This window comes from Streptomyces sp. NPDC017676 (assembly GCF_044329325.1).
In the GTDB taxonomy this organism is placed as follows: Bacteria; Actinomycetota; Actinomycetes; order Streptomycetales; family Streptomycetaceae; genus Streptomyces.
Genome location: NZ_JBIRJA010000019.1, coordinates 4,961 through 24,040 on the forward strand (window position 1 = coordinate 4,961; position 19,080 = coordinate 24,040).

At 74.2% G+C, this 19,080-nt stretch carries 3 protein-coding genes (1 of these 3 running past the window's edge); all 3 read left to right on the plus strand.

Features of this window, described 5'->3' with window-relative positions; all coding sequences use genetic code 11:
• Tightly spaced (each overlapping or abutting the next), the 3 genes in view from ACH4LD_RS33780 to ACH4LD_RS33790 form a layout consistent with a single transcriptional unit that may run on beyond the window.
• Complete coding sequence (locus ACH4LD_RS33780) at positions 1-255, plus strand: phosphopantetheine-binding protein (protein ID WP_258055510.1); 255 nt, start codon at positions 1-3, stop codon at positions 253-255.
• The gene (asnB, locus tag ACH4LD_RS33785) at positions 243-2,234 is read left to right on the plus strand and encodes an asparagine synthase (glutamine-hydrolyzing) (RefSeq protein WP_398057932.1); all 1,992 of its coding nucleotides are present in this window, start codon (positions 243-245) and stop codon (positions 2,232-2,234) included. The genes ACH4LD_RS33780 and asnB overlap by 13 nt, the downstream gene beginning before the upstream one ends.
• Positions 2,231-19,080, plus strand: partial view of an SDR family NAD(P)-dependent oxidoreductase gene (locus ACH4LD_RS33790; RefSeq protein WP_398057934.1) — the 5' portion only. Its footprint extends 4,264 nt past the window's final position; only the first 16,850 of its 21,114 coding nucleotides appear in the window; the start codon lies at positions 2,231-2,233; its stop codon lies off the right edge, out of view. The genes asnB and ACH4LD_RS33790 overlap by 4 nt, the downstream gene beginning before the upstream one ends.

The following is a 19,080-nucleotide window of genomic DNA, read 5'->3' on the forward strand; positions in this document are numbered from 1 at the left end:
ATGGAGGACCAGTTCCTCATCGACTTCGACCGGGACGTGGCGGCCGACACCGATCTCTTCAAGGCAGGGGTCATCGACTCCTTCGGATACATCCAGCTGATGGCCTTCATCGGGGACGAATTCGGCTTCGAGGTCGCCGCCGAGGACATGCTCATGAACGTCCTCGTCTCCCTGGAGGCGATCGAGGAATTCGTGGCCGGCAGGACCGCCGAGCTCGCTGCCGCGCGGCAGGGGGACGTCACGTGTGCGGAATAGCAGGGTTCCTCTCGCCCCGGACGAGCGCCGGTGCGGCCCCGGACGTCATCACCTCCATGCTGGGTCTCATCCGGCACCGCGGACCGGACGAGGCGGGGTACTACCTCGACGACGGGTGCGCGATGGGCACGGTCCGCCTGGCCGTGGTCGACATCGCCGAGGGGGCACAGCCCATGGCGGACCCGGCGGAACGCTACTGGATCTGCTTCAACGGCGAGCTGTACAACCACCGTGAACTGCGCGCGGAGCTGGAGCGACTGGGCCGTGTGTTCCGCACCCGGTCGGACACCGAGGTGGTCCTCCAGGCCTGGGCGCAGTGGGGCCCCGCGTGCCTGCCGCGCTTCAACGGCGCGTTCGCCCTCGCCGTCCGGGACGCGGTCACGGACGAACTCGTGCTGGCCCGGGACCGCTTCGGCAAGCGCCCGCTGTTCTACACGGAGTGCGGCGGCGACTTCCTGTTCGCCTCCGAGATGAAGGCCTTCCACGCCTTCCCCGGCTTCCGCTTCGCCCTCGACCCCGCGCAGCTCCTGTCGATCTACGCCGCATGGACGCCACTGCCCGACGGCACCCCGTTCGCCGGCATCCGCCAGCTCCCGCCGGGCAGCCTGCTCACCGTCCGGGACGGGCGACAACTGCTGGAGACGTACGAGGAGTTGCGGCTGGACGTGCCCCTGTTCGCGGGCACCGAGGCGGAGGCGGTCGCCCGCGTCCACGAGACGCTGCGCGAGAGCGTCGAGCTGCGGCTGGGCGGCGATGTCGAGGTCGCCGTCTACCTGAGCGGCGGACTGGACTCCACCATCGTCACCCGGCTCGCCGCCGAGCTCTCACCCGGCAAGCTGCGCACCTTCTCGGTCTCCTTCGACGACCCGGCCTTCGACGAGTCGGACAGCCAGCGCGTGGTGGCGTCCCGCTTCGGCACCCGGCACTCGTCGCTCAGGGTCACGGACGCCGACATCGCCCGGCACTTCCCGGCGGCGGTGCGGCACGCCGAGGTCCCCGCGTTCCGCACCGCCTTCGTGCCCATGTACCTCCTGTCGCGCCGGGTGCGGGACGAGGGCATCAAGGTGGTCCTCAGCGGCGAGGGCGCCGACGAGGCGTTCCTCGGCTACTCCCTGTTCCGCGAGACCCTGCTGCGGGCGGCCTGGAACGAGCTGTCCCCGGACGAGCGGGCGGCGCGGATCGCCGGCCTCCACCCCGAGCTGAGCCACTTCGGCCCCGCGCACCGGGCGAGCGTCATGGGCCTGATGCACCAGTTCTCCACCGAACGCCTCCCCGGTCTCTTCTCGCACGAGATGCGGTACCAGAACGGCCGGTTCGCCGCGCGCCTGCTGAAGGACCGGGACGACCCCTTCGCCGCCCTCCTCGCGCTCGTGCGGGAGACACCCGGCTACGCGGAACTGACCCCGGTGCAGAAGGCGCAGTGGCTGGAGTACAAGACCCTCCTCCCCGGATACCTGCTCTCCACACAGGGGGAGCGGATGAGCCTGGCACACGGCGTCGAGAACCGGTGCCCGTTCCTCGACCCCGCCGTGGTGCGGCTCGCGGCGTCGGTGAACTTCCGCTTCGACGACGGGTCCGACGAGAAGGCCATCCTGAAGAAGGCCTTCCGCGGCGAGCTGCCGGAATCCAGCCTGACGCGTCCCAAGCAGCCCTACCGCGCGCCCGGGAGCGCCGTCTTCAAGGACCAGCGGCCGGACTACCTGGAGCTGCTGCTCTCCGACACCGAACTCCGCGCGCTCGACTGCGTCGAGCCGGTCTTCGCCAGAAAGCTGACCGACAAGATCATGTCCACTCCCGCAGCCCAGATCAGCACGAAAGAGGACCAGGCGTTCGTCTACCTGCTGTCGACGGTGGTCCTGAACCAGCAGTTCGTCATGAATCCGGAGAGCCACATGGGCACGCCCTCCCGAGCCGCCGTACCGATGCGGACCGTCGCCGACCGGCGCGACAGCAGCAAGCTCGCCGGAGCGCTGCGATGAGCGCCCCGACGCCGACGCCCGGCGAGGGCGACATCGCGGTCATCGGCCTGGCGCTGCGCCTGCCCGGCGCGGAGACGCTGGACGAGCTGTGGCGGCACCTCGTCGCGGGCCGCTCGCTGATCAGCGAGGTGCCGGCCGAACGCTGGTCGAAGGAGCGGTACTTCGGCGACCCCAGGACGGCGAAGGACAGGACCAGCAGCATCTGGGGCGGCTTCATCGAGCAGGCGGACTGCTTCGACGCCTCCTTCTTCAACATCTCCCCCCGCGAGGCGGAGTCCATGGACCCGCAGCAGCGCTTCGCGCTGGAGCTGTCCTGGAAGGCGCTGGAGGACGCCGGATACCCCGCGAGCCGGCTCGCCGGCACCGACACGGGCGTCTTCATGGGCGTCTGCCACGCGGACTACGCCGAACTGATGGAGAGCCACGACGTCCCCACCGACGTCTACTTCCCCACCGGCACGGCCTACTCGATCATCTCCAACCGCGTCTCGTACTTCTTCGACCTGCACGGGCCCAGCATCACCAACGACACCGCCTGCTCCAGCTCCCTGGTCTCGGTGTACGAGGCGGTCAGCGCGCTGCGCAACGGCGAGTGCGGCCTCGCCCTGGCCGGCGGTGTGAACCTGTGCTGGTCGCCGAAGCACTTCATCGCGTTCAGCCAGGCCAACATGCTCTCGCGCACCGGCCGCAGCCGGGCCTTCGACCGGTCGGCCGACGGCTACGTCCGCGGCGAGGGCGGCGCCGTCCTGCTGCTCAAGCCGCTCGCGCGGGCCCTGGCGGACGGCGACCCCGTCCACGCCGTCATCAAGGGGATCGCCACCAACCACGGCGGACGCACGAACTCCCTCACGGTCACCAACCCGGCGGCGCAGGCGGACCTGATCGAGGGCCTCTACACCCGCGAGGGCATCCGGCCCGAGACGGTCACCTACATCGAGGCACACGGACCGGGAACGCCGGTCGGCGACCCGATCGAGACGACCGCGCTCACCCGCGCGTTCCAGCGCCTGCACGCCGCCCAGGGCACCACGGCGGAGCCGGACACCTGCGGGATCGGCTCCGTCAAGAGCAACATCGGCCACCTGGAGGGTGCCGCGGGCGTCGCCGGGATGGTCAAGGTGATCGCCGCGATGGCGGGCCGTACCCTCCCGGCGACCGCCGGCTTCGAGGAGCGCAACCCGCTGGTCAGACTCGATGGCAGCCCCTTCTACATCGTCGGTGGGACGCGCCCGTGGACCGCGCCGCCCACCGGCGCCGACGGCCGGCCGGCACCCCGCCGGGCCGGCGTGAGCTCCTTCGGGTTCGGCGGCACCAACGCCCATGTGGTGCTGGAGGAACACCCCCTCGGCGAGGACGAGCGCGCCGCGGCGCCCACGGGACCGCAGGTCGTACCGCTCTCGGCGAAGAGCCCCGAGCAGCTGCGCGTCCTGGCGGGCCTGCTCCGCGACCGCCTGCGCGCGGCCGGACCGGACGAGGTCACGCTGGAGTGGCCGGAGGAGCTGGCGGACGTCGCCCACACCCTGCAGACCGGCCGGGAGGCCCTGCCGGTACGGGTGGCCTTCCTGGTCGCCGACACCGGCGAACTCCTGGAACTGCTGGACGCCTTCGCGGCCGGCGACCTGCCGGAGTCCGAGGTGCACACGGGCGCCCGGGCGGCGGAGGGCGACGACACCGACGACACCGACGAGGCCGGGCCGGCCCGGACCGCCGCCCGCTGGGCCGGGGGCGGAACGGTCGACTGGGCGCGCCTGCACCAGGACGCGGCAGCGCCTCCGCGCCGCGTGCGCCTGCCCTCGTACCCCTTCGCGCGTGAGCGCCACTGGTTCTCGGCACCCGGCACGCCGTCGGCCCCGGGCGAGCCGCGGACCTCCGCACGGCTGCACCCGCTCGTCCACCGGAACGTCCCGGACCTGGACGGACCGCGCTACGCCTCGACCTTCACCGGGGACGAACCCTTCCTCGCCGACCACCGGGTGCGCGGCCGGCGCGTACTGCCCGCTGCCGCCCAGATCGAGATGGCCCGGGCCGCGGCCCGCGAAGCCTGGCCCGCCCTCGGGGGCGCGGGGTCCGTCCGCCTGCGCGACCTCGCCTGGCTGCGCCCCCTCAAGGCCGGTGACGCCCCGCTCGACGTACAGACGTGCCTGACGGCGGCCGAGGGCGGCCACCACCGGTTCGAGGTCCGCACCACCGCGCCCGCCGGCGACGGGGCGGCTGCCGTCGTCCACAGCCGGGGCACGGTGGAGGCGTGCGCGTCCGCCGCCCCCGAGACCCTCGACCTCCCAGCGCTGCGCGCCGCCTGCGCCACCGTCCGCGAGCCGGCCGACGTCTACGCGGCGTTCCGGGCCGCCGGGCTGGAGTACGGCCCGGCGATGCGCGGGCTGCGGGAGATCCTGATCGGCGACGGCGCGCTGCTCGCCCGCATCGCGCAGCCCGCGGAGGCGGAAGCGGACGGCGGCCTGGTGCTGCCCCCGAGCGTGCTGGACGCGGCCCTGCAGGCCTCCCTCGTGCTGATGGACGGTCAGGACGCGGGCCCGGCCCTGCCGTTCACGCTCGACCGGATCGACATCCACGGGCCGTGCACGGGCGAGACCTGGGCATGGGTCCGGCGGCGCGGGGGCGGCAGCGGCTTCGGGACCTTCGACATCGACCTGTGCGACGCCGACGGAGTCGTCGGCGCCCGACTGCGCGGGCTGACCCAGCGAGTGGACGAGGGACCGGCCGTCCCGCGCGTGGTCACGGCCACCTCCCGGCTCGCCGAGGCACCGCTCGGCGCGGGCGGCGCACCGGCCGCCGTCGTCCACTGCTACGTGCTGGGCGGCGACTCCGCGACCCTCGCCGACGTGGCGGAGAGCACCGGGGCGGTGCTCACGCGGCTGCCCCAGCCCGCCTCGGGAAGCGGCCCCGAGGACGCGCAGGCGGCCCTGGAGTTCGTCTTCCGGCGCGTGCAGGAGGTCATGACGGCGAGCCCCCGGCAGAGCAACCGGTTCCTGGTCCTCGTGGACGAACAGGTGCCGCGCCCGGTGCACGCGCCCCTCACCGGTCTGTTCCGTACCGCCGCCGTGGAGAACCCCCTGGTCTCCGGGCGGGTGGTCCGCGTGGCCGGGCTGGACACGGCGACACCGCAGCGGCTGGCCGGGATCGTCCGGGGCGAGGCGGCGGACGCCGGGCAGACGGTGGAACCGCACCACGCCGCCGACGGAACCCGCCGAGCCTGGGAGATCGTCCACGCACCGCTCGCCGAGGGACCGCGGGTCCCGCCCCTGCGGGACGGCGGCGTCTACTGGGTGACGGGGGGCCTCGGCGGGATCGGCCGCCACGTCGCCCGGTACTTCGGGCGGCATCCGGGGACGACCGTCGTGCTGAGCGGGAGGAGCGCCGCCGACGCGGACACCGAACGCGCCGTGGCCGAGCTCCGGACGGCCGGCGTCGACGCCCACTACCTCGCCGTCGACGTGTCGGACCGCGCGGACACGGCACGGGCACTCGGCGTCATCGCCGACCGGTACGGGCCGCCGAACGGCGTCGTGCACGCGGCGGGCGTCCTGCGGGACGCCTACATCCTGCGCAAGGACCCGGCGGACCTGGCCGAGGTGACGGCGCCGAAGACACACGGCACGGTCAACCTCGACGCGGTGACGCACGACCTGGATCTCGACTTCTTCGCGGTCTTCTCCTCGGTCGCGGGCGTCTACGGCAACGCCGGGCAGGCCGACTACGCCGCGGCGAACGCCTTCCTGGACGCCTTCGCCCGGCACCGGCAGGACCTGGTCGACCGCGGCGAGCGGTCCGGCCGGACCGTCGCCGTGAGCTGGCCCCTGTGGGCCGACGGCGGGATGACCGCCGGCACGGTGACACGCGACCTGATGCGCAGGCAGCGGGGCTGGGAGCCGCTTCCCACCGAGGAGGCCCTGCGGCTGCTCGGCCGGGTGCTGACGGACGGACCCGTGCACGTCGTCGCCGCGTACGGCAGCGAGGCCACCCTCGCCCTCCAGGGCCGGGAGCCTGCCGCCACCACGGCGGACGGCACCGCCCGGCCCCTCGCCGACACGCCTCCCGCCGACGGTACGACGCTCTCCGAGGACGCGCTGACGGAGCGGGCCTCGGCCCTGCTGAAGCGCCATGTGGGCGAGGTGCTGCACCACAGCCCCGCCGACCTGGACGGCTCCACGAACCTCGTCGAGTACGGCATCGACTCGCTCAGCATCCTGGAACTGACGGCGCGTCTGGAGGAGGTCTTCGGCCCGCTGCCCAAGACGATCTTCTTCGAGTACCTGACCATCGAGGAGGTCGCGCGCTACTTCGCCGAGGCGCACCGCGCCCGGCTGGAGACGGTCCTCGCCGCCGGCCGGGCCCCGCGGGAACCGGAGGCGGCGCCGGCGCGGCCCGCGTCCGGGACCGGGCAGCCGGCGCAGGACGGCACCGCCCCCGCCGTCGGCACCACCCCCGCCGTCGGCACCGGTGCCGTCGTCCATGACCGCCCCGGGCGGGACGCCCACCACGACATCGCGGTGATCGGACTGTCCGGCCGCTACCCGGGCGCCGAGACGACCGAGGAGTTCTGGACGCTGCTGGCCGAGGGCCGGCACGCGTTCGAGGAGGTCCCGCGCGACCGCTGGGACCACGACGCCCTCTACAGCCGTGACCGCGGCGTCCTCGGCAGGAGCGTCATCCGCACCGGGGCGTTCCTGCGCGACATCGACCGGTTCGACCCCCGCTACTTCCGCGTCTCCAAGCGCGAGGCGGAACAGATGTCACCCGAGGTCCGCCTCTTCCTCCAGGCGGGGGTGGAGGCGCTGGAGGACGCGGGCTACTCGCGCGAGACGATCCAGCGGCAGTACCAGGGCGACGTCGGCGTGCTCGTCGGCACGATGAGCAACCACTACAACCTCTACGGCTTCCAGAACAACCTGGTCCGGGGCGCCCCGGCCAGCGGCAGCTACACCGGGACGCTGCCCAACATGCTGTCGTACTACTACGGGCTGACCGGGCCGTCCATCTTCCTGGACACCATGTGCTCGGCCTCCTCCACCTGCATCCACCAGGCCGTGCAGATGCTCCGGGCCGGCGAGTGCAAGATGGTCGTGGCCGGCGGGGTCAACCTGCTGCTGCACCCGTACAACCTCGTCACCTCCTCCCAGGAGCACTTCACGACCGCCACGTCGGACGTGATCCGCAGCTTCGGCCGCGGCGCGGACGGCACGATCCTGGGCGAGGGGGTCGGCGCCGTCGTACTCAAGCCGCTGGTCGAGGCCGAGCGCGACGGCGACCACATCTACGCCGTCATCAAGGGCACCGCGATCACCAACGCGGGCGTGCGCAACGGGTTCACCGTGCCCAGCCCCCGCATGCAGGCCCGGGCCGTGGAGAAGGCCCTCGACGACGCGGGCGTCGACCCGCGGACCATCTCCTACGTCGAGGGCCACGGGTCGGGCACCGCGCTGGGCGACCCCATCGAGGTCAAGGCGCTGACCACCGCCTTCCGCGCGCACACCGACGACTCCGGGTACTGCGCCCTCGGCTCGGTCAAGTCGAACGTGGCCCACCTGCTCGCGGCGGCCGGCGTGGTCGCGTTCACCAAGGTGCTCCTGCAACTGCGCGAGGGCAAGATCGCGCCCTCCCTGCACAGCTCCGAACTCAACCCCGACATCGACTTCACCGACACCCCCTTCCACGTCCCGCAGCAGCTCACCGACTGGAAGCCCGCGGTGACCGTGGACGAGGACGGACGCACTCACGTCCACCCGCGGCGTGCCGGGATCACCTCGATCGGCGCCGGCGGGATGAACTCCCACATCATCGTCGAGGAGTACCGGGGCGGTGAGCCGGCCACCCGCGGCACCGGGAGCGAGGGCCGGGAGGAGCTGTTCGTCTTCTCCGCGATGACCGACCAGGCCCTGGAGGCCGTCCTGCGCCGCTTCCGGGACTTCGTCCGCGCGGCGGACCGGCCCGGTCTCGCGCCGATCGCCTTCACCCTCCGCGTCGGCAAGAACGAACTGCCGCGGCGCTGGGCGTTCGTCGCCGCGGACGTCCACGGTGTGCGTGCGGCCGTCGAGCGCTACCTCGCGGGCGACCGCGATCTCGACACCGCGCTCGCCGGCCAGGACCCGCGGTCGGCGAAGGCCCGGGAGCTGGCGCGTGCCTGGGTGGGCGGGAAGAGCGTCGACTGGCGCTCGCTGGACGGGCCGGAGACCCCCGGACGCGTCTCGCTCCCGGCCTACCCGTTCGAGCGCGTGCGCTGCTGGGTGCCGCGGGAGACCGGTGCCCCGTCGGTCACCGCGCCGCTGGCCCTGCGCGAGAAGGCACACCCCTTCCTCGGCCGCAACGAGTCCGACGTCGACGGCCTGCGCTATGGTCTCGACCTCCACCTCGACGACCTGGCCGACTACGCCCACCAGCGGGACAGGGCCGCCGAGATCGCCTCGACGTACTGTGTCGATCTCGCCCTGGCCTGCGCCAAGGTCTCGGGCTTCGCCGCCGACCCCGTGGTGCACGACCTTCGGGTGCTCGACGAGGTCCCGTGGACGTCCGCCGCCCGCCTGGTGACCTCCCTCTCCGTCACCGGACCCGCCGCGGCCCGCGGCACGGTGTTCGCCGAGGACGCCTCGGGACGGCGTACGGCCGTCCTGGAGTTCGGCGCCCGCCCGCACGACGGGCGGACGTCCCAGCACGAGCCGGTCCGGGTGGACGCGCTGCGCCGGCAGGCGGTGAGCGTCCTCGACACCGCCGGGTTCCTCACCGCGCTCGCCGACGGCGGGGTGACCGCGCCCGCGGCCCACTGCGGTGTCCGGGCCGCGAGCCGGCTGCCGGACGGGCGGCTGCTGCTCGACGTGGGCGCCCCCGAGCGCCGGCACGACCACGCCGCGCGGAACACCACCGTGGCCCCGCACGTCCTGACGGCGGTGGCCCAGGGCCTCATGCTCACGGCCGAGCGGGCCGGCACCCCCGGCTGGGAGCTGACCGCGATGCGGGAGGCCGACGAGATCCATGTGACCGGTGACCCCGGCGACGTGGCCTACGTCCTCCTGGAGGCGGCAGCGGAGCCGGACGGGCTGAACGGCGGCGTCCTGCTGCTCGACGCCGCCGGACTGGTCCTCGGCCGCCTGGACGGGGTGCGGTGCGGCACCCCGCTCCCGGGCGCGCGGGTGAGCCCCGTGACGCCCGCCGAGAGGCCCGGCACCGGGCCCGCGGAGGGCGACAGCACCACCGCGTTCGCGGTGGAGGTCCTGCGGGAGATCGCCGCCGGCATCCTCAAGTTCGACGCCGGGGAACTCGAAGGCGACACCCGGTTCGACGCCTTCGGCTTCGACTCCGTCTCGCTCGTCGCGTTCTCCGACCGCGTCAGGGACAGGTTCGGCATCGAGCTGAGCCCCGCGGTGCTGTTCGACGTCAACACGCTGGACGCGCTCGGCGGCCACCTCGCGGCCGAGCACCCGGAGGCGGTCCGCGCGGAGCGGGAACGCTCGCTCCGCTCCGCCGTACGGCCGTCCGGGCGCCCGGAGCGCGGGCGCGACGGCACGGAGCGGGCGCGTGCCGCGTCGGCACCCGGCCGGCCCGCCGGGACCGGGCAGCCCCTGCCCATCGCGGTCGTCGGAGCTGCCGGCCGTTTCCCCGGCGCGCCCGACCTCGACACCTACTGGGCCAACCTGATCGCCGGGCGGGACTCGGTCAGCGACTACCCCGCGCACCGGCACGGCGACGCCTACCGGAAGACCGTCGACTCCTCCGACTTCCCCAAGCGCGCGGGCGTCCTCGACGACGTCGACGCCTTCGACGCCGGCTTCTTCGGGATCTACCCGCGCGAGGCCGAGCTGATGGACCCCCAGCACCGCCTGGCGCTGGAGACCGTGTGGAACGCCCTGGAGGACAGCGCGCACCGGCCGGCGGACCTGCCGCGGAACACCGGCGTCTTCCTCGGGGTCTCGGGGCACGACTACGAGACCCTGCTGACCACCCACGGGGTCCCGGCGGACGCCTACACCTCGACGGGCAACGCGCACTCGATGCTGGCCAACCGCGTCTCGTACGTCCTGGACCTGCGCGGGCCGAGCGAGCCGGTGGACACCGCGTGCTCCAGTTCGCTCGTCGCGGTGCACCGCGCCATGGAGGCGATCCGGTCCGGAGCGTGCGACGCCGCGATCGCCGGCGGTGTCAATCTCCTGCTCAGCGTCGACACGTTCGTCAGCGCGCACCGCGCGGGCATGCTCAGCCCCGACGGCCGCTGCAAGGCGTTCGCGAAGGGCGCGGACGGTTACGTGCGCGGCGAGGGCGTCGGCGCCGTCGTCCTCAAACCGCTCGCCGCGGCGGAGCGGGACGGCGACGCGATCCTCGGCGTGCTCGTCGGCAGCGCCGAGAACCACGGCGGCCGGGCGAACTCGCTGACCGCGCCGAACGCCGACGCGCAGGCCGATGTCGTGACCCGGGCGATGGGCTCGGTGGATCCCGGCACGGTCGGGTACGTCGAGGCCCACGGCACGGGAACCGCGCTCGGCGATCCCGTCGAGGTGCGCGCCCTCCAGACCGCCTTCCGGCGCCTGGGCGCGACCGGGTCGGGCACCGTGGGGATCGGCTCCGTGAAGGGGAACATCGGCCACCTGGAGGCCGCGGCCGGGATCGCCGGCCTGCTGAAGGTGCTGCTGGCGATGCGCCACGGGGTCATCCCGGCGACGCTCCACTGCCCGGAGATCAATCCGTACATCCAGCTCGGAGAGGGACCGGTCCGCATCGTGCGCGAGAACGAGCGCTGGCAGTCCCCGCGCGACCGCACGGGCGACCGCGCACCGCGGCGCGCCGGGGTGAGCAGCTTCGGCTTCGGCGGCGCCAACTGCCATGTCGTGGTGGAGGAGTACGTCGAGGAGCACATCGTGGAGCACGCCGAGCAGCACCTCGCGGAACACATCGAGCAGCACCTCGCGGAGCACGCCGAGGGGCAGGTCGCGGAGTACGCCGAGGAGCCCACGGTCCGCGGGGGCGCCCCCGGTACCGGACCGGCCGCCGGCGAGGCGGTGGTCGTACCGCTCTCCGCCCGCACGGACGAGCAACTGCGGCAGCGCGCCGCCGACCTGCTCCGGTACCTGGAGCGCTCACGTCCGCCGGCCACGCTGCCCTCGATCGCCTGGACCCTCCAGACGGGACGCGAGGCGATGGCCGAGCGTGTGGGCTGGGTGGTCACCTCCCACGACCGGCTCGCCGGCTGCCTGCGCGCCTTCGTCGCCGGTGACGACCGGCTCCGGGACGGCGCCCGTGGCCGGGTCCCGCGCGTGACCGTGCCCGCGCCCCGCTCGGCGAAGGCTCCGTCGGGCGTGCCCGAGCGCGAGCCGGCCACCGCGCTGGCGCGCTGGGTCGCGGGGGACGACCCCGACTGGCGTGCCCTGTACGGGAGTACGACCCCGCCGCGGGCCCACCTGCCGGGTTACCCCTTCGCCCGGGAGCGCCACTGGATCCCCGGCGACCACCGGCCCGCCGAGCCGCCGGCGACACCCGGGGGTACGGCACCGGCCACGACGTCCGGACCCGGGGTGGCGACCGCGCTCCTCGTCCCGTCCTGGACACCCGCCCCCGTACCGCCGCCGCGGGCCGCCGGGAAGCCGGCCGGTGCCGGCCGTGTCGTCATCCTCTGCGGAGCGGCGGCGGCGACTCGGGAGCCGGTCGAACGGGCCCTGCCCGAGGCCCGCTGCTTCGCCGTCGACTCGGCCCGGCAACGGCCGGACAGCGCCTTCACCGATCTCTCCGCGCAGGTCTTCAAGATCGTCCGCGATCTCGCCACCGCCCCGGACCGGCGCCCCGTCCTCGTCCAGGTCGTCACCGCCACGCACGGCGAGGACGCCCCCCACCTGGCGCTCGCGGCGCTGCTGCGCACCGCGGCCCTCGAACACCCGTGGCTCGGCGGACAGGTCATCGGCCTGGACCGCACGGGTGCCGACGACGTGGTCGCCGCGCTGCTCGCCGAGGACGACCGTCACCCCGGCGCCGACCTGGTGCGCCACCAGGACGGCCGGCGCCTGGTGCGCACCTGGGACCGGGCCGTGCCGCAGGACGGTACGGCGGACACGCCCTGGCGCGACGGCGGCGTGTACCTGATCACCGGTGGTGCCGGAGGCATCGGCACGGCCGTGGCGCACCGGATCGCCCGTGATGCCGCGCGGCCGACCCTGATCCTGGCCGGGAGGTCACCTCAGGACGCCGGCATCGACGCGACCCTGGCCGAGCTGCGGGCCGCCGGTGCCGAGGCCAGGTACGAGCCCGTGGACGTCTCCCGCTGGGAGGAGGTCCGCCACCTGGTCCAGAAGATCCGCGCCGAGGCCGGCGGGCTGGACGGGATCATCCATTCCGCAGGGGTGGTCCACGACGCCCTGCTGGTGCGGAAGACCGGCGAGCAGTGGACGGACGTCCTCGCGCCCAAGGTCGCCGGCCTGGTCAACCTCGACCGCGCCGTCGGCACCGCGCCGGTCGACTTCCTCGTCGTCTTCTCGTCCGGCTCCGGGATCACCGGGAACACCGGTCAGGCCGACTACGCCACGGCGAACGCGTTCCTCGACGAGTTCGCCGCGCTCCGCGCCGCACGCGTCGCGGCGGGCGAGCGGTCGGGACGCACCCTCTCCGTCGCCTGGCCGCTGTGGAAGGACGGCGGGATGCGGGTGGACGAGGCGGCACGGGCCCGTCTGTGGCGAAGCCGCGGACTGTCGCCCATGGAGACGGCGGAGGGCCTGGAAGCCCTGCTGGACGCCTGGCGGCTCGGGACGCACCAGGTGTGGGTCCACCACGGCGACAGCACCCGGATGCCGGCGACCCCGGCGGCCCCCGCGGAACCACCGCCCGTACCGGCCCCGTCCGCCGCACGGCCCTCCGAACGGCTGCGCCGGGACACCCTCCGGCTCCTCGCGGACCTGTTCGCGACGGTCACCAAACTGCCCGCTGCCGCGGTCGACGTCGATCGGCCGCTGGATGAGCTGGGCCTGGAATCGATCATGGTCATCCAGTTGAAGACGGCACTGTCACCCACGTTCCCCGACCTCTCACCGACGGTCTTCTACGAGTTCCCGACGCTGCGCGCCATCGCCGACCACCTGGCGTCCGCACACGGACCGCAGGCCCTGGCCTGGACCGGCGGCGGCACCGAGGACCCGGCGCTCGACCGGCCGCGCCCGCCGCGCACCGCGACCGGCCCCGCGCCGGCGGCCCCCACGCCCCCGGCCGGTACCCCCGAACCCATCGCCGTCATCGGCATGAGCGGGCGCTACCCGAAGGCGGCGAACCTCGCCGAGTTCTGGGAGAACCTGCAAGCGGGCCGTGACTGCGTCGGCGAGATCCCGGCCGACCGCTGGTCACTCGACGGCTTCTTCGAACCCGACCGCGCCAAGGCGATCGCCACCGGGCGCAGTTACAGCAAGTGGGGCGGTTTCGTCGACGGGTTCGCGGACTTCGACCCGCTCTTCTTCCGGATCGCCCCGCGCGACGCCTACGCCATGGACCCGCAGGAGCGGCTCTTCCTCCAGGCCGCGTGGGAGGTGCTGGAGGACGCCGGTTACTCCCCGGAGGAGATCGCGCGCCGCCACCGCCGGCGGGTCGGTGTCTTCGCCGGCGTGACCAAGTCCGGCCACGCCCGCCACGACGCGGCGCGTCTGCCGTCGGGGGAGACGGTGGTCCCCGCGCTGTCGTTCGCCTCGGTCAGCCAGCGGACCTCCTACGTCCTGGACCTGACCGGGCCGAGCCTGACGATCGACACCATGTGCTCGGCGTCGCTCACCGCGATCCACGAGGCGTGCGAGCACCTGCGCCAGGGCTCCTGCGAGGTCGCCATCGCCGGCGGCGTCAACCTCTACCTCCACCCGCAGGACTACGTGGAGCTGTGCCGCTCCACCATGCTGGCGGCGGATGCGCGGTGCCGGAGCTTCGGCAGCGGAGGCCACGGGTTCGTCCCCGGCGAAGGGGTCGGCTGCGTCCTGCTCAAGCCGCTGGCGCGGGCCGTGGCCGACGGCGACCAGATCCACGCGGTGATCCGCGGGACGGGGGTCAACCACGGCGGCCGGTCCAACGGGTACACCGTGCCCAACCCCGCCGCCCAGGCCGAGCTGATCCGCGAGGTGCTGGACCGGGCGGGGGTCTCGGCCGCCGACGTCGGATACGTCGAGGCGCACGGCACCGGTACGGAACTCGGCGACCCGATCGAGGTGGAAGGGCTGACGCGGGCCTTCCGGAACGACACGGACGCCACGCGGTTCTGCGCGATCGGCTCCGCCAAGTCGGCGATCGGGCACCTGGAGGCCGCCGCCGGCATCGCCGGCTTCACCAAGGCCGTCCTCCAGCTCCGGCACCGCAGGCTGGTGCCCACCCTGCACGCCGACCCCGGGAACCCGGACATCCCCTTCGACCGGACGCCGTTCAGGGTCCAGCACGAGGCGGCCGACTGGACCGGCGACCGCCCGCGGATCGCCGCGGTCTCCTCGTTCGGCGCGGGCGGCTCGAACGCGCACGTCGTCCTGGAGGAGTACGTGGCGCCGGCGAGTCCACCGGACGGCGCCGGCGGCGACCGGCTGGTCGTGCTCTCGGCACGGACACCGAGCCGGCTCCGTGACTCCGTCGCCCGCCTCGCCGACTTCCTCGACCGCGAGGACGTCGACCTGGAGTCCCTGGCCTACACGCTCCAGGTGGGCCGCGCGGCGATGGAGGAGCGGCTGGCGATCGTCACCGCCTCCACGCGGGAGCTGCGCGACACCCTGCGCGCCTACCTGGACCGGGGTGCCGAGGCTCCCGGTGTCCTGCTGGGCACGGCCGGCACCGGGGGCCTGGTCTCCGAGATCGCGGCCGACGCCGACCTCCAGCGGATGCTCGTCGAGCGCTGGGCCGAACAGGGCAAGCTCGACAAGCTCGGCGCCCTGTGGGCCGACGGCGCGGCACTGGACTGGAGTGCGCTGCACGGAGGCCGGGTCCCGGGACGCGTCTCCCTGCCGACGTACCCGTTCGCGCGCGACCGGTACTGGATCGCCGACCTGGAGCCCGTGGCCCGCGCCAGCGTCAGCGGCGGACCGTCCGGCACCGGCGCACAGGCCGCCGTGGCCGCCGGAGACGGTACCCACCCCGCCGCGTCCACCGGAACCGTGGGTCCGGATCCGGTGCCGCGGACGCGCCCGTCGCTTGAGGAGCACGTCACCCGGGTGGTGCGCGAACGGCTGGCCCAGGCGCTCGCCATGGACGAGGACGACATCGACGGGACCCGGGCCTTCGCCGACTACGGCGTGGACTCCATCATCGGCGTCCGTCTGGTGCACGAGCTCAACGAGGCCCTGTCGGTCGGACTCACGACGAGCGCCATCTACGACCACAGCACCGCCGACCGGCTCGTCGCCCACCTGCTGACGGACCACACCCCCGCCGTCGAGTGGCCCGCGGACGACGCCACGACGTCCCCGGCGGACAGCGCGAGCGGTCCACGACCCTCGCCGTCCCCGGGGCGCGAGCCGATCGCCGTCGTCGGCATGAGCGGCCGGTTCGCCGGCGCCGACTCGCTCGACGAACTGTGGAAGCACCTGGAGAACGGGGACGACCTGGTGCGCGAGGCCACCCGGTGGGACGCGCCGGCGGCCGGCGCGGCACCGCGCGGGGGCTTCCTCGACCGGATCGACGCGTTCGACCCGCTCTTCTTCGGCATCTCCGGCGTCGAGGCCGCCAGCATGGACCCCCAGCAGCGGCTCTTCCTTGAGGAGTCGTGGAAGGCGCTGGAGGACGCCGGGTACGCCGCGAACCGCGTGCGCGGAAGCCGCTGCGGGGTCTACGCCGGCTGCTGGTCCGGCGACTACGAGCCGCCGGGGGGCCCGCAGGCACCGGCACAGGCGCTGTGGGGCACCATGGCGTCCGTCATCCCCGGCCGGGTGTCCTACACCCTGGACCTCAGGGGCCCCGCGATCGCGGTCGACACCTCGTGCTCCAGTTCACTGGTCGCCGTCGACCTCGCCTGCAAGGACCTGTGGTCCGGCACGACCGACATGGCACTCGCGGGCGGCGTGTACGTCCAGTCGACACCGCGCCTGTACGGACTGGCCGAGCGGGCCGGCATGCTGTCGCCGACCGGCCGCTGCCACACCTTCGACCACCGCGCCGACGGCTTCGTGCCGGGCGAGGGCGTCGGCGTCGTCGTACTGAAGCGGCTGTCGGACGCCCTCGCCGCCGGCGACCACATCCACGGGCTGATCAGCGGATCCGGCGTCAACCACGACGGGGCGACCAACGGGATCACCGCCCCCAGCTCCCTGTCCCAGGAACGCCTGCTGCGCGAGGTCTACCGGTCGTCCGGGATCAGCGCCGGTGACATCCAGCTCGTCGAGGCGCACGGCACGGGCACCGGCCTGGGCGACCCGATCGAGTTCCAGGCCCTCACCCGCGCCTTCCGGGCCGACACCGACGCGACCGGCTACTGCGCCCTGGGCTCGGTCAAGACGAACATCGGCCACGCCCAGTTCGCCGCGGGCATCGCCGGTGTGCTGAAGGTGCTCCTCGCGCTGAGGCACCACCGGATACCGAAGTCCCTCCACTTCGAGAAGCCGAACGAGGCGATCCGCTTCGACGGCAGCCCCTTCTACCCGAGCACCTCCACCCACGACTGGAAGGCACCGGCCGCGGGCCCGCGCCGGGGTGTCGTCAGCGCCTTCGGCGCCAGCGGGACCAACGCCCACCTCGTCATCGAGGAGGCCCCGTCCGCCGATCCCGGCCGCGCTTCCCGCGCCCACCAGCTCGTGGTGCTCTCGGCCCGCTCACGCGAGCAACTCGCCGAGCAGGTCGAACGGTTGAAGGAGCACTGCCGGCGCGGCACCGACCCCGGCTGCGGTGACATCGCCCACACGCTCGCCGTCGGCCGGGAACACCTCGCCCACCGCTTCGCCTGCGTCGTCCGGGACCGCGCCGAACTCCTGCGCACCCTCGACGAAGGACTGGACGGCCCGCGGGCGTTCGTGGGCCGGGCCCCCGCGCGGCGGACCGGCCGCGGCGCCGCGCGGGACACGGCCGTACCGCCCCTCGGCGCCGCGACCCGCGAGGACCTGGCGGCGCTCGCGCGGCACTTCGTCGCGGGCGCCGACCTCGACACGGACGCGCTGTTCCCGGCGGGCGAGTACCGGCGCGTCCCGCTGCCCCCCTATCCGTTCGCCCGGGAGAGCCACGGAACCGTGGGAGCGGAACGCGCCCCCGCCCTGCCGCACCCCGCGCACCGCGTCACCGACGACCACCCCGGGACCGGCCGGCCCGACCACCCCATGGCCGGCCCCACCGCGCCGGTGCCGGGCGAACCGGGAGCGCTGCGGGCCACGACGACGCTGACCGGCGAGGAGTCCTTCCTCCGCGACCACCTGGTGCGCGGACGCCGGGTCCTGCCCGCCGTCGCCCACCTGGAGATCGTCCGGGAGACGGCGGCCCGTGCGCTCGGTACCGACGACGGGCAGCCGCTGACCCTGCGGAACGTCACCTGGGTACGCCCGCTGACCGTCGACGGCACACCCGTGGCCGTCGAGACGACCGTGCGCCCCGCTCCCGGCGGTGGGCTCTCCTTCGAGCTCGCCTCGGTGACGGGACAGGACAGGACCGTCTTCAGCGAAGGGCAGGTGGTCCGCTCCGGCGGCGCGCGTCCGTACTCCGTCGATCTCACGGCCGTCCGGGCCGAGTGCCCCACCCCGGTGCCGCCGGAGGCGATCAGCCGCGCGCTGAGGTCGATGGGGATCAGCCACGGTCCGTCGCTCCGCGCTATCGAGGGGGCCTGGGCCGGCCCGGGCGTCGTGCTCGCCGAGCTCCGCGTACCGGCGGGCGTCCCGTCCGGCGCACCGTACGTCCTGCACCCGTCGCTGCTGGACGCGGCGATCCAGGCGTCCGCGGCGATGCAGCTCGCCGCGGGCGGCGCGGCACCCGAGACCGCCGTGCCGTTCTTCCTCGACCGGCTGGAGATCCTCGCCCCCTGCCCCCGTTCGATGTGGGCCGTGGTCCGGCTGGCGGACGGCGGCACCGAGGCCACCGCGACGAGCACGCTCCACATCGACCTGCTCGACCCCGACGGCGAGGTCCGCGTCCGCATGACCGGGTACACCTCGCGCGTCGTCCCCGCGCAGCCGCCCGCGCTCCTCGCCCCGGTCTGGGACCCCGTCACCGCCGGCCCGGACGACCGGCCGGTGCCGGCCGCCGACGACCGCGTGCTCGTCATCGGCGGCACGGACGGCCAACGGGCCGCGCTCACCCGGATCTTCCCCCGCGCGGTGTTCCTCGCCTCGGTACCGTCCGCCTCACCCGAGGAGACGGACGACGCGCTGCGGACCGCCGGACCGGTCGACCACCTGGTCTGGATCGCCCCCGGCACCCGCGTCGAGGCGACCGACCTGCCCGGTTTCTCCGCCGCCCAGGAGGACGGCGTCATCGCGGCGTTCCGCACCGTCAAGGCGCTGCTGCGCGCCGGCTACGACGCGCGTCCGCTCGGGATCACGCTGGTCACCCGGCAGTGCCTCGCCACCCACCCGGAGGAGGAGGTGCGGCCCGCCCACGCCGGCCTTCACGGACTGTTCGGATCACTCGGGCGCGAGTACACCAACTGGACCGTCCGCAGCGTCGACCTGGACGGCGACGCGTGGCCCGAGGACCTGACGGCGCTTCCCGCCCACGCGGACGGCGACAGCTGGGCACGGCGCGCGGGCCAGTGGCTCGTACGCCGCTGGGCGCCGTACGAGAGCGGGGCGCACGGCCCGGACGCCTACCGTGAGGGCGGCGTCTACGTGGTGATCGGCGGCGCCGGCGGCCTGGGCACCGCATGGACCCGGCACGTCGTCGAACACCACGGCGCCCACGTGGTCTGGATCGGACGCCGCCCCCAGGACGCCAC